Genomic DNA, 13,913 nt, shown 5'->3' on the forward strand with positions numbered 1-13,913 from the left:
TGTAGTCGTATTAATGTAGGTGTCGCCATTGTTGCCGCCAGTTGGTGCACCGGTACCGCTGCTTACAGACTTGCCATCTGTGCCATTGGTACCCGCAACGCCTTGTACTCCTTGAGGACCTTGAATACCCTGTATCCCTTGCGGGCCCTGTGGACCGCGGATGTTAGTCCAAGTATTAGTAGTAGGATTAAAGACCCAAGTGCCGCTATCATTATTAACTATTGTAACCCCGATGCCCGGTCCACCTACAGTACCTGGGATACCGGGTGCACCAGTTTTTCCCCACTGATCTTCTACAAGAATAGCATTTGAACTTTTTACAAACACCCATTTAGACCCGTCGTTATAATAAATTCCAGGCACAACGTCATTAGTCGTTGTAGTATTGTAAACCATCATACCCGCTACATGCGCAGTCAAAGGAAACGCATCTGTAGTTAGCCTTAAAGCCACTCTTGCATGTAACAACCCCTTGTTGTTACTTTCTAATTCAAGCAAAGCGTCTTTATTTGGCAAGTTATTCCCGCTAATTGAACCGTCTTTTATTTTTTGCTGAGCCAATGCCATAGTATGGCACCCAAAGATTAAACCAATCCAAATAGCTTTACCCATAAAATTGGCGAGACGATGATATAAAAGCTCTTGAGCATTACTAATTTTCTGAAGAGCCTGTGCTTTTTCGGTAGATAGCAGAGATTGTGATCCTATCTTCATAAAAGTTTGAGAATGATGTGCGTTCATTTTAATTGGACATGGAGAGCGGATAACCATGCGAAGCGAAATTAACACTACTTATCACCAAGTAAATCAACAGGTTACAAACTAAAACAACTTGATGCTATACAATTATATAAGAATGACAAAAAATTGCTATACGTAATAAAAAAATGGAGCGTGTGCCTTAGCTGTATTTTAGATTGTGTTACATGTTTATGGGCTTTGCAGTTTTGGAGCTGCTACCTTATTTGCCACAAAAAGCCAAGGCAAAAATATCCCTAATTCAGCCAGTCTGAACGAAAAAGAATAATCTGCTATTCCAAATTATAGCAAGTAACGTTTTTAACAATGGTATCTCTACAACTTCCGAAAAACAGTGGACGAAAAAATATTGACTGGAGTTCTTTTACGGGCACTCCTGAATAAAAATGAGCAGTCTACCGCTCCAAATTTTCAGGAAGTGGTATTTCTACTTAAATGATGGTAACGTTTATTTCCTGAAGGTGATACCGGCAAAATCCACCAACTGTTCCCCTTTATTTGTTCTAAAGGTAACCGTAAAGCCGCCAAAACCAGCGTTAACACCCGAAGAAAGCGCATGGTTATTGTCGATAACATCTAAAGGGATTTCATTGGTACTGCCCATCGTTTTGAGCCGGCACATCAGTACATGATCAGGGGTGATATAAAGTTCAACGCTTTTAAACTTGCTGTCACCGATCAGCATCTGGTAACCGTATTGATGGTATAATCCTGTCCGTTTCTGCCAAAGGCCGATGTCAATCGGTTTCAGTTGATAACCCCAGTTATACTCCCTTTCGCCCTTCCGCTGGATCAGATAATGATACCCTTGGATGTTGGTAAAGAAAAAACGCTGGTCACTTTTTTTCATCAGCGTGTCGTTGCCAATGATTTCATAAGGCACATATTGATTTGCACTGAGCGGCTTTAAGATCGTTATTTTATCATTCTCACTCATCCTAAGGTATTTATCCGCTAGGGAAATGGTCACATAAGACGTTGCTTTGGCATAGCTGCCCACGTGTTTCTTTAGCTCTGCTGGCGACAGTTGAACAATAGGAGAAGTATCATGGATTAAGCCAGTTTTAGGAGCGGGAAATAGATCAGAAATACGCAGACCGAACCTGGGCAACAGTTTAAAACAGAAATCTTCTGCTGCCTGTCCGCCCTCGGCTGTATTGGTCATCACGATAACAGCGGCATTCTTTTCGGGAAAGAGCAGCAATTTGGCATGGGCAAAACCAGCACTTCCCGCATGGTAAACGGCAAAGGTCGAGTCGTTTTTAAACATAAACCAGCCCAGGCCTTTTTTGTTGGTTTCTATTGGGACGGAGGCATTCTGTAGGCTGAACATCTGATGAAGGGTGCTCGCTTTAATCAAAGAATTGGTTTCGCCCCGGTAAGCTTTCAGCAAGCCGGTCGCATATTTGGCAAAGTCATTCAGATCCGCATAAATACCACCAGAGGCGATATCCCGGAGTTCAAACGCCTTGAAGTTTTGCCCGTATGCATATATATTACTGCGGTTCTGCAGGCTGTCCATGGCAAATCCGCTGTGCAACATCCCCAACGGATCAAGGATATGGCGGTGAACATATTCAGCGTAGTCCTCTTTGCTAACAGCTTTAATGAGATTACCCAGGAGGTTATAGCCAGCATTCGAATAAAGCCCTACCATGCCCGCTGGGTATAACAAATGGGTTTGGTTAACAAAGCGGGGAATATCGGTATATTTTCCACTTTCCAGGTCCGAATTTTTCCAGATGTCTGATTGGATGCCCGAGGTATGCGTCAATACCGTTTTCACCGTAATCTTGTCGGGGTTGATGCCCGGTCCTGCCATTGGGTTAAACTGGGGCAGGTAGGTTTTTAGCGGCTTATTGATATCCAACTTCCCTTGCTCGTACAGCTGCATCAGGGCCAGTGCGGTAAAGGTTTTGGTGACAGAACCGATATTGACCACCGTCTGCGGCGTCATCGCAATTTTGTTTTCCCTGTCGGCATAACCAAACCCCTGTTTCCAGATTACCTTGCCGTCGAGTATGATCGCAGCACTCAGTCCGACGATATGGTCAGATGCCATTTTTTCATTAAAATATTGTTCCGAAGTTTTGACAAGTTCGGTTTGATCGGCCGGTTGCTGCGCAATAGCGCCGGAGGTAATTAGTGCAAAAAACAATAATAGCATCTTCATATCGCAAAAATTAACATTTTCTAAGTTATAAAACGAATACAAACTGCGAATTAAGCTCTAAACTATTTTGTTAGCTACCATAGCAAACTTTAAAAAAAAGGGACTCAATCAAATTGCCAAACTGCTGTTGTAGGCTCATATCTTTAAAATTGTTTATCAAATGTTTTACCATTGAATTTATAAACACCACCTCCCGCCATTCCAAAAAGCAAGTTTTTGTTCTGGTCTTCATAAATACTCCAAATCATTTGAGCGTTCAATTTTGGATCAATCTGGTAGTTAACCAACTTTTTGCCGTCATATTTCCAAGCTCCCGTATCTCGATCTCCAAACCAAATATTGCCTTCTGAATCTTCCTCAATGGCAAAAACGTGTTCAAGTGTACCTGGTTGTGATTTATCTCCTCTTCTTGTGCTTGTTGGATGGATTAAATGATGCTTTTCAGAAAAATTTATAACGGCATCACCTTCCATTAGCAAAACGCCAATCCCATTGTTCCCTATCCAAATCCGCCCTTTTGAATCTGCCAATACACTTCTGATATGCAAAAGCTCATCATCTTTTAGGTTTAATTTTTCATCATCAAAGATATTTACCATTTTACCATCATAGCTGAATAGTGCCGAGTAGGTTGCCATCCAAACTTTACCGTTTTTATCTTTTGAGATACCCGTAACACCATAGGAATTATCTGGGTTTTCATTTTTGGGTTTTGGAAAAATCAGATAGTTCATATGTTGGCCGTCAAAACGGCTTATCCCGTCTTCTTCACCCGCATAAAACCATAAATCTCCATTGGTTTCATTCCATTCTTGTTTTGGTTCGTTGTTTTTTGTCGGATAGTTAGTCAACGTTCCTTTATCATAAACACCTGTTCCTTTTGAAGTTCCAATCCAGATTTTGCCATTCTTGTCTTCCTGAATGGAACGGACTTGATTGTCCGGTAAACCTTCATTGGCTGTTAAGTAGTGAAATGATTTTCCATTATAAAAACTTACGCCTTCCTTATGGCTTCCAAACCAGTAATTGCCTTTACTGTCCTGAAAGATAGCTCGTATTCCCGAAGTAAATTTTAAGGTGTCGGTTTTTTGGTTTACTACCAATTCAGGCGTGGTCGTTTCTTCTTTTGTTGATTGCTTTTCAACACAAGAAAAATTTAGTGTCAATATGGCTAATAGATAAATCAATTTTATTTTTTTCTTCATTATGGATTAAATTTTTCAAATGTCTTTCCATTAAATCTATAGGCCCCATTTTCTTGCGTCCCAAGCCAAAGGTCTCCGTTGTTGTCTTTGTAAATACTGAATAATTTAATGTTTTTTGAATTATCTTGAATTACATAATGAGTAATTTTCTTTCCATCATATTTCCAAACGCCATCACGATAAGTTGCAAACAATAAATTATGCTCGTTGTCTTTTACCGTTGAAAGGTACTCGTTTAAACCACTTGTGTTTTTTCCGTCTAAACTCCCTATGCTCTCGTGTCTTGTATAAAACTTATTGCTTTTTAAAGTTGTGCTGTCATAAACACTATAACGTTTTTCGGTATTGAACCAAAAGTCACCATTTTTGTCTTCCGTAATGGATCGCACTCCATTTTTCCCTCCATCGCGAAATTCGGTCACATCTTCTTCAGTAATCCATTCGAATGATTTTCCGTCGTATCGACACACTCCAACCGGATTGGTGCCAAACCAAATATTACCTTTCCTATCTTTGTAAATACTATAAACATCAAATGGTTGGTTAAGTTGAGGTGGCTTTGGAAGTGTCAATTCATAAAAGGTATTTCCATCAAAGCGATAAACTTTTTGTTTGTCCTGATGGGGATTTTTTAGCCACAGATCATCCGGTCCAAGTTTCCATTCATTACTTGGAGTGGCCCTAATATTCGTAAACGATTTTCCGTCAAACTTCGTTATCGTAGCATTTGGGTTCATCCCGGAGAAATAGATGTTGCCCGATTGATCTTCTTTGATATCATCAACTCTATCGGTATACAAACCGTGTTTTGTGGTATAATTGATCAAAGTTTTACCGTCATATCTGTACACCCCCGTTTTCCAACTGCCAAACCAATAGGTATTTTCCTTGTCTTGGTAAATTACCATAATACTGCTTCCAAGTTCTTTTACAGTATCACCCATTATATTTACTTCTTTCAAAGGGACAGAATGGTCCTTCATTTCTTTTGCAAGGATAGATTGGTTCTCCGAATTGGAAGTCTGCCCATTGCACGAAGTCAAAATAGATAAGATACTAAAAAATAAGAGTATGGTCAATTTCATCTTGGTTGCTTATTGTTCAGTAATGGCTGTTGTTAAACATCAAAACAACTCATTACTTAACTAAATTATAAAAATCCTATACATGTATTTGAATTAGAGCGATAATTTATCTTTAAAAGCTTTATTTCTAAAAGCAATCGGATTTATCAACCTTTAAAACTAAAAAAAATGCCCATTCGAGGCGGTATTCTAAAATTGCTTCCCTTTTATAAGTTTGATTTTGGTTGTTTATTTTTCGGTAAGTTTCTTTGCTTGACCTACCCAATTTAGGACCTTGTCAATAGTTTGCCTAAGTATTAAGTTAAACTGTGCGGAATGATGTTGAATACGTCTCATATTATACAACAAAATTTCAGGTAATGAATAGTTTTTATATTCGTTAATCCATCCTTAAACTTGCCTAAAATCAAAGATTATTACCTGCTCTGATAGTTGGATTATCGTTCATAATTTCGCATATTGTTGGCGAAGATGTAGTCTTTTGCGTGGCTAAAAGGTTTTGAAAAGGTTAGCTACTTTCACAAGATGTCTTTCAACGTGAACATTAATTCTCGTCTTGACCAAATATGCATCGTTTTCCATCCCTCGGCCTTGCGAGCTTTTACTTGTGAAAAATATAATGATTTAATGGTATCAAATAATGTTCTCGATATTTTTTCAGGAGCTGACTCCGCCGTTTTAGAAAAAATATTTGAAGAAAACAGCTTTTCAAAACGAGCTGAATTAATTGAACATATATTGTTAAGTAATTTGAGATTTGAAATCCCTTATAAACTGAAGGAAGCGTTAGTTTACATTTCTAAATACAACAGTGTCAATATGACTGTTGAAGTACTTGCGAAAATGCTTGAAATAAGCATCCCGACTTTGTACCGGTTATTCATGAACAATCTGGGCCAAAGCCCTAAAGCCTATCTCAAAACAATACGTTTCAGAAATGTATTAAATGAAATTTTACATGAGCCACATTCCTTAACAAAAATCGCCTATAAAAATCAATACTACGACCAGGCTCATCTCATCCACGACTTCAAATTATTTTCAGGTTATTCCCCGAAACAATTATTTGATAAGATTTCTATACAACAAAACGATCTAACCTGGATCTACAATAAAAAATAGATTGAACGATTTTTACAATTTTTGAGTTTCTGCATTACTTTATTTTGCGTTCAAAAGAAAGTAAAAAATGAAGCAGTATCTTTTAATAATCACGGTTTGTCTTTTTATTGCCTGTTCAACCTCAAAACACCAATCACGTAATCCCGAAAATCTTCCAAAATTATCTTATGCCCAAATGCTGGAAGATCATGATTCACTAGTGTCATATATCAGGCAAACAAGTCCAATTATATATTACAACAAAGAAATTAGAGGAATTGATTTCGAGAAACAAGCTAAACATCTGCGAAGTCAAATCAACAAGAAGACCACGACAGACGAATTTCTTCAAATAATTCAAAAAACAATCAACGTAGCACAAGATGGGCACACCAGTCGACTAGGGAAAAGTTCACTTGACAATTTGATAAAATACTGGATTCCATCCGGATCTGTTAAAAACATAGATAGTTCAGCTACGAAAAATAGCTACCAGTATGCTGATTACTTCAAAAATGCAAATTACACCAAGCTAGACCTAAATCTAATTTATACATCTGGAGAATACTATAACCTGTTACCTTTCAAATACAAGGAAATCAGTTATCCTGCATCCATGAAATTAATAAGTTGCAATGGAATTGAAATACACAGATATGTAGCTGGCCTTACAGAACTGGTATCGCCTTTGCGTTGGGGCAGAACAAACAATAGGACTTACGAAGAGACTTTTTACGCACATCCGGAAAACTATAGAAACGGAGTTTTAAAACTGGTTTTCCTTGATAAGGGAAACAACAAATACCATCTGGATATAGCTAAAAAGGATAGCCTATCAATTTTGCAGGAAAAGAATTGGAAATACGGATACAACAACAACAATGACACTCTAATCACTCACTACTTTAAAGAAAAAGGTATCTTCTATGCTAAAGTTCCAATGATGAAAGAAGAATTGGGAGATTCTGTAAAACAAAAATTGGAAGCAATTATTTTAAAAAACAAAGTCAATTCGATTGTAATTGACATTAGGGGTAATGGTGGCGGAAGTGATAATACCTACAGTAGGTTTTTAAAATCAGTTGTGCAGGACACCTTAAAACTAAATATTGTAGTTGGAAGAAATTTTAGTCCCTACAATCAAGAATATTTTAAGATAAATCGAGACTCTGTTGAAAGAAGACAATCTCACACATTCAAAGTCGATAATCCAACCTTGAAAGGCATAGAAATGTATTATATCAAGCAATCCTACAGTTTTGTGGTTCCCGAGAAGGTTAAACTTCCTTTCACTGGAAAAATTTATATACTACAGGACAGATATATTTACTCTTCTGCGAGCAACCTATCAAGTTTAGCGAATAATAGTGAGCAATTGATAAGCATTGGACAGACGCCTGACCTATTCGGTGGACTTCAGACCAATCCTATTGTGATGATGCTCCCTTACAGCAAATTGATTTTCAGGGTAGAGCCACAAATCGATTTGACAAACATTAAAACCGTAAGTGATATTTTTCAGAACCATGTGGAATACCCTGTTCCATATACTATTGAACATTTACACTTACGTACTACTACGAAAGCGAATATCTATGGAAAGGAATTTCTTTTAAATCAAGATCCAATGTTTAAAAAGGTACTTGAACTTGAAACCCAAAATTAAATGAAATAAACATTAATGATTGTGGCGGGAAATATATTCGCTCAGGAAAACTGGAATTGTGAAAGTGGAATGGCTATCTTTTTGCTACAAAAAAAGGGACGTTTCTACTCCTCGGGCCCATTGGTTTAAAAAAGCAGACGGTTTGCAATCTTAAATTTGTAGCCACTTTGCCCAGAACCCGAATCGAAATCATTCTATCGGTTATCTCAATTATTTTACCGCCACATCGTTTTCGTAGTAATTTACTTTCGATTTCCCATTAGGGAAAATATTGATTACTCTTCCATGCTTTTTACCTTGTTGCATCTCGGCCATTTCAACTCCTCCGTTACCATACATGATGATCATAAAACCATGGGTAATGCCCGCTTTATACGTAGCAAAGATTCGATTTGGACTCGATGAATATAAGGCGTAACCAGGTCCCTCCAAAGCGCCATTTACAAATTTACCAGTATATACCATCATTTTTCCTTCTGGCAAACTTTCCAACTTTACACCTATCCCATTTTGGCAATTCCCATAGGGGCAATTGGCCACAGCGGTTTTTGGTACCACATTTTTTTCTTTCAGTACGCCTTTATCAAAAGTCTTCGCGATAATGCTTCCATCTCCAAGCGGGGTAACGTGCAGCCCTTGCTTCAAGTCGTTCACAAACATCCCATAACTAATATTACTTTCGTCTTTATACACTCCAAACCCATCCTTTTTTCCTTCTTTCCATTGTCCAGAATACAGATTTTCCCCATATACATCGCCCAAACCATCCAGTTTCCCGTTTTTGAAAAACCCTGTAGTGGTCGTTTTGCCTGCCACCAGAGTACCATAACCATTGTTGCAGTCGCCCTGACATTGTGCCGCGGCTCTGTTAAAGCATAGGGTAAATGCCAAGGCCGCCAATAAACTCATTGTTGTTTTCATCTTCTATTAAAATATATTGTTCAGTTTTGATTTTCTATTTTCCCGTGTAGATAAATGGCGCCCACGCCAAGGTTAGATTAAGCATGGGATCACTGCTGTTGATAAACTCTCTTTTCACTTCGTTAAGCGCTCTTACATAGGATTTTCGTTCTTGAAAAACCTTCCGGTAGAGTTTAGAGACCAACACTGAGGTAGCGTAATCGCTTACATTCCATAAGGAAGTAATGGTAGCATTAGCGCCCGCCATGAGAAAGGCATGGTTTAAACCTGCTACCCCATCGCCAGGTACCAACTTGCCTAAACCAGTTTGACAGGCGCTTAACATCACCAGCTCGGGTGCCATTTTCAGTTTGGCCACCTCACTTACCACCAGCTCGCCATCTTCGCCACCTACGGGTTCTGGAAAAACAGAAAACATAATTCCGCTGAGGTCAAAAACGTAAGGATTTACGCCCGCATGGCTCGCTAGATGGATAATACGATATTGATTTAGGGCTCCTGAAGCATTCAAGCGCTTAAACTCATTTTCAGTCATCTTCTCATGGAGAAAGATATCAGCATCGGGGACAATGGTCTTGATCATTTCTACCTCCTTTTTAGTCCCTTCCAGGTAGTTGGCAGCCGTTTTGCTAAAAGTGGCAAATGCTTGATCAAGGTTGTGGCTGAGTGCAATGGATTCCTTTACCTTTAATTCTATACGCTCTACATCTGTCTGCGATTTTAGCGGATAACCTTTGGAATTTCTGGCACTATACCGGGCATCCCCAAAAGCCAGTACCGATTTAGCATAGGTTCTTTGTTTACGTTGACGAAGATTGGTTAAAACCGTACCGCTTGGAATGTAGCTGATGTCGTATTTTTGCACCAAATACTGTTTATCAGCAGTCACCAAGGTTTCAAAAGGCAAGTAATTGAGTTCGCCATCCAAAGCAAAAATCAAATGCTTTTTGCCTACAAGCTGTGGTTCGAACATTTGAAGTAGCATGTGGTAAAATGCCATCCCAATACCCTTGGCAATGTTCGGATGGTAAGTGCCGTTTCGGAGTTCTTCGGCAGAAGGATTTAACTTGTGACGGTAAAGTTCAATGAGCAGCCCCATTTCACCTTGTTTAAAATCTTGTCCTTTTGCCTGCTCCCTGGTTTGATATTGGGTATAAGCGGGATTGCGAAATTCTTTTCGGGCCAAATCTTTCTCTATGTTTCCAATTTCAGCATTAAAACCTGCATATATTTCAGGCAGGAAGCTATCTCTTGCAAAAGAAAAACCAAAATGCACTTTATCCTTTGTGAGCAATAGCGGGATATAATAACCATCATACAGTTCGGCCGAAATATCAATATAGTAGATCAATGCTTCATCAGGTTGCAACACAGCCTGTATCTCTTTTATTGTGGCCCGCTTACTGTTCTTTGAGGTGCTTTCGGCAAGGCTGTATCCTTTTACATCCTCCATGATTGGTAGCAAAGCTACACCATCTTGTACATGGGCAACACAGCCTATCAAAAGATTACATACCCTATTATAATCGGCCAACAAACCTTTTTGCTTTTCTGGCGAAGCCTTAGCCATTTGGCTCTCCAAAATCTTTTTTGAACGAATAAAATGAGGAATGGCTTCTTTATATTTTTGCTGATTGGTAAACAAAACACCTTGGTTTTCGGCTACCATAAATGAACTTTCATCATCCTTGAGCAAATTGGTTACTTTCCCATTGATAAAGCCTTCCTTATTTTGTATCAAGCCCAAACTGCTCACCCCTGTTTTTTGTGCATAGGCAATCCCCTCATCAAAAATTTGTGCCGCTTTAGTTTTATCCAAATAGCTCATGGCCACGGCGGCGATATTGTAGGCATCCATTTTATGCTGTTGATTAGCTATTTTTGGAATTATTTTGGCCAATGCCTGTCCGTACTCCTTTGCTTGGTTGATGTCCTTCTTCTTCAAAAAAGCATCAGCGAGGTTAATTAACACCTTGTAAGACAAAGCTGGAGCAATATCCGTGGCATTCAGTTCGGCCAACATAATTTTAGATGCAGAAATAACTGATTCGTAATCCTTTACGTGTTCAGCGTAACGCTCCATTTGGCTGTACAACAAATATTTAGACAATGGGTTGCTGCGCCTGTCGGCAAGTGAAGCGTTAAAATCTGGTAAAAGGTCTTGAAAAGCCGGTTCCGCTTTTTCGTTACCCACTAAACAGGCCGTAGCAATGCTACCTAATAAATAATTATACAGTACCGCGGGATAGTTCCCCGCATTTTTATAGGCTTTAAGTTGTGCAAAAGCTTCTTTGGGGAAAGTGCTATTTCTCAAATCCAAGTTCATCAATTTTTTCACATATTGCTCGTGAAAAGCCATGTGATCCGCGTAGCTTTCCCTGTATTGCTGAAGCCCCCGTTGTAAGGCGGCAGTTACGCTAGCATAATCGGTGTAAGGCACAAAATTATCCAGTACTTTTTGCAACTGATGATCGGCCTGCATCTTTTCTGCTGGACTCATGGGCACAAAGGAAAGTACGTACAAGGCATAATTTACCACTTGCGGCTCTTTGGCATACATCGCTCCCATTACTGTAGCCGTGAGGTTAGCCGATTGAAAGGGATATATGGCCACTACCGTTTGGTAATATTGCGAAGCTGTGGGATATTGTTTGTTTTGGTACAAGGCGTTTGCCGCATAAAAATAAAGGTTTTCCGCTTCGGGGTACCTGTCGGACAAAGCAATTGCGAGATTAAAAGTTTCTACCCACCTTCCCGCTTGATTGGCATTGCTGAGCTGTTGCCAAGCGGGATGGTCATCCAGCTTAGGCGGCTGAGGGAAAACTTCCTTAAACTGCCCATAAACATTGCAGATATTAAACAATAGGCTTATTAAAACAATTGATTTCGCAAGTGGTGCCAATGGTCGGTATTTAAAAGGATTTGAACGCCTATAAAGATCGTGGAGCCTCCCTTTTAGCACAATACGATGAATTGCGTATTTTGTATGAAAGTGATTTTGTATTTCTTTATTTTAGTATAACCAAGCCACTCTTGATGAAACGCACCCTCCTATACATTTTTATATGGATGCTTCCGCTATTGGCGGATAGTTCAGTATTTGCACAGGATTTTAACGTACACGTTAATAAGATACTACAGTGTAATTGGCCGCAAAACAAAAAAATAGATAGCCTTTACCAATGGGGCTCCAATTACTACTACCGTGACTATGTCTTTTTTCATCAGCTTGCAGATACCTTGCTTAACCTTTCAGAAAAAGCAAATTATCCCTTGGGCAAAAGCAGAAGCCATATTCTTTTAGGCTTCATTTCCAACGGGCAAGGTGATTTGGAAGGGTTACAACAACACGCCCAAAAAGCATTGTCCTATATTTCTCCCAAAAAACCCAGCAACGAATTGGTTTGGGTATTATATTGTAAGGGCAGCTATTTCAGGCGAAAAAAGCGGGATAAAGAGGCTATGGAAGTTTTTTACAAAGGCTTAACCATGGCCCAAGCATTGGGCAACAAAACAGCAGAGGCTGCATTTAACAACTTAATAGGCATTATGCATGTTGGCCGCCGGGAGTACCATAAAGCCTTAAGTTATTACGAAAGAACACTGGAACTTGCCAAAGCCATTAATGACAGTACCCGCATACAGCGCACCTATACCAATAAAGGCATTGTATACCAACGCCAGCACAAATATGCCGAAGCTATCCAAGCGCACCAGCAAGCCCTCAAAATTGCCAAAGAACTGGGCAATGAAACCGACCAAGCTTTCGCTTACAATGATCTAGGGGCTACCTATATTGAAGTAAACAACGGGCTGCACAAGGCCATTGCCTACCTTAAAAAGTCCATCGCTATTAGAGAAAAGTTAAAAGAGGACTCGGAAATTGCTTACTCTTACGGTTACTTGGGAATGGCCTATGGCAAAATTGGCAACAAACGGGAAGCGGTGGGCAACTTGAAAAAGGCCTTAGCTATTGCCATTACCATAGGTAACAACAAGCAACATTACGAAGCACTGGAGGAGCTTGCCAACCAATATAGCCATTTCAAGCAAAACGACTCCGCTTATCACTACCTCAGGGCGTACACTGTTTTCCGCGACTCATTGCGCAAAGCGGAAGAACAAGAGGCCATTGCCGAACTTACCGTTAGGCACGAAACCGAAAAGAAGGAACAGGAAATTGCAATACTTACCCAAAAAAACAAAATACAGCAACTGGGCATTGGCCAACGTAACCTGTACTTATCCATGGCACTTTTATTGGTCTTGTGTACTTTGGTAACACTTTGGCACCTTTACCGAACCAAAAAGGCCAAAGAACAACAACTTAAACAGGAAGCCATTTTACAGGCTGAGCTGTTACAATTGGAAGCAAAAAACAGCTTGCAAAATGACCGTTTGCGCATCTCTAAAGATTTACACGACAATATCGGGGCTAACCTTACTTTTATCCAAACTTCCATAGCTGAAACCGATCCAACACCCGAGGAGCTACAACATGTAAAGGATCTGGTTGCCAACACCATTGCTGAATTGAGAAGAACGGTTTGGCTCATTAACAAACCATCAGTAAGATTAGATGAATGGCTGGTAAAATTGAGGGAATATTACCGAAAAGTGAAGAAGGTTGAAATAGCTACCAAAAGTTCCGACGAAAACCTGTTCCTCACTTCAAGGCAAGCTACGCTGATTTTCCGCATTATTCAGGAGGCAGTAAACAACAGCTTAAAGCATGCAATGCCAGACCACATTGCCATATTGGTTTGGGCCAACCTGGAGAAAATGGAGGTAAACATTAGCGATGATGGCAAAGGGTTTGAGAAATTTGCTAACCGTCAGGGGTTTGGACTGGAAAACATGCGCCAAAATGCTGAAGAACTGGATGGGAGTTTCCACATCGAAAGTTCAACAGGCAAGGGAACCAAAATTATCGTCAGCTTTCATTTTATAGCAAATACGCAGTAATGCGTATGGCATTTACACTAAAAAAACAGGAGTTTTAT

Annotated in this window: 8 protein-coding genes and 1 pseudogene; 3 read left to right on the plus strand and 6 right to left on the minus strand. The window is 39.6% G+C overall.

The window, feature by feature from the left end; genetic code table 11:
• The 4 genes and pseudogenes from DUT71_RS08655 to DUT71_RS08670 all read right to left on the minus strand — a co-directional run.
• Positions 1-741: pseudogene (locus DUT71_RS08655) on the minus strand (hypothetical protein); the annotation flags it as partial.
• Positions 742-1,207: 466 nt separating this feature from the next.
• Positions 1,208-2,932, minus strand: a complete 1,725-nt coding sequence (locus DUT71_RS08660) for a serine hydrolase domain-containing protein (protein ID WP_113662152.1) — start codon at positions 2,930-2,932, stop codon at positions 1,208-1,210.
• A 143-nt stretch (positions 2,933-3,075) separates the two neighbouring features.
• Entirely contained in the window at positions 3,076-4,137 is a 1,062-nt protein-coding gene (locus tag DUT71_RS08665; protein WP_113662153.1) for a ligand-binding sensor domain-containing protein, read from the minus strand.
• Positions 4,137-5,222, minus strand: a complete 1,086-nt coding sequence (locus DUT71_RS08670; protein ID WP_113662407.1) for a ligand-binding sensor domain-containing protein — start codon at positions 5,220-5,222, stop codon at positions 4,137-4,139. Before DUT71_RS08670 ends, DUT71_RS08665 begins: the two co-directional genes overlap by 1 nt.
• 537 nt (positions 5,223-5,759) lie before the next feature.
• On the opposite strand from DUT71_RS08670, the gene DUT71_RS08675 reads away from it, so the two are divergent.
• Positions 5,760-6,344, plus strand: a complete 585-nt coding sequence (locus DUT71_RS08675) for an AraC family transcriptional regulator (RefSeq protein ID WP_162795989.1) — start codon at positions 5,760-5,762, stop codon at positions 6,342-6,344.
• A gap of 67 nt (positions 6,345-6,411) precedes the next feature.
• Entirely contained in the window at positions 6,412-7,989 is a 1,578-nt protein-coding gene (locus DUT71_RS08680; RefSeq protein WP_113662155.1) for a S41 family peptidase, read from the plus strand.
• Positions 7,990-8,199: 210 nt separating this feature from the next.
• Here the strand turns inward: DUT71_RS08680 and DUT71_RS08685 are convergent, their stop codons facing one another.
• Positions 8,200-8,910, minus strand: a complete 711-nt coding sequence (locus DUT71_RS08685; RefSeq protein ID WP_113662156.1) for an MORN repeat-containing protein — start codon at positions 8,908-8,910, stop codon at positions 8,200-8,202.
• Positions 8,911-8,944: 34 nt separating this feature from the next.
• On the minus strand, positions 8,945-11,812 hold the full coding sequence (locus DUT71_RS08690; protein ID WP_162795990.1) for a CHAT domain-containing protein: 2,868 nt from the start codon (positions 11,810-11,812) through the stop codon (positions 8,945-8,947).
• A gap of 134 nt (positions 11,813-11,946) precedes the next feature.
• Here DUT71_RS08690 and DUT71_RS08695 point away from each other — a divergent pair, with 134 nt between their 5' ends.
• The gene (locus tag DUT71_RS08695; RefSeq protein ID WP_162795991.1) at positions 11,947-13,875 is read left to right on the plus strand and encodes a tetratricopeptide repeat-containing sensor histidine kinase; all 1,929 of its coding nucleotides are present in this window, start codon (positions 11,947-11,949) and stop codon (positions 13,873-13,875) included.
• Positions 13,876-13,913 lie beyond the last annotated feature (38 nt).

It is taken from the genome of Pedobacter nanyangensis (assembly GCF_003313505.1).
In the GTDB taxonomy this organism is placed as follows: Bacteria; Bacteroidota; Bacteroidia; order Sphingobacteriales; family Sphingobacteriaceae; genus Pedobacter; species Pedobacter nanyangensis.

What these genes read in the sequence shown, in the direction of transcription:
- DUT71_RS08660 (WP_113662152.1), bottom strand. Translation starts at nt 2,932, where the DNA reads ATGAAGATGCTATTATTGTTTTTTGCACTAATTACCTCCGGCGCTATT.
- DUT71_RS08665 (WP_113662153.1), bottom strand. Translation starts at nt 4,137, where the DNA reads ATGAAGAAAAAAATAAAATTGATTTATCTATTAGCCATATTGACACTA.
- DUT71_RS08670 (WP_113662407.1), bottom strand. Translation starts at nt 5,222, where the DNA reads ATGAAATTGACCATACTCTTATTTTTTAGTATCTTATCTATTTTGACT.
- DUT71_RS08680 (WP_113662155.1), top strand. Translation starts at nt 6,412, where the DNA reads ATGAAGCAGTATCTTTTAATAATCACGGTTTGTCTTTTTATTGCCTGT.
- DUT71_RS08685 (WP_113662156.1), bottom strand. Translation starts at nt 8,910, where the DNA reads ATGAAAACAACAATGAGTTTATTGGCGGCCTTGGCATTTACCCTATGC.
- DUT71_RS08695 (WP_162795991.1), top strand. Translation starts at nt 11,947, where the DNA reads ATGAAACGCACCCTCCTATACATTTTTATATGGATGCTTCCGCTATTG.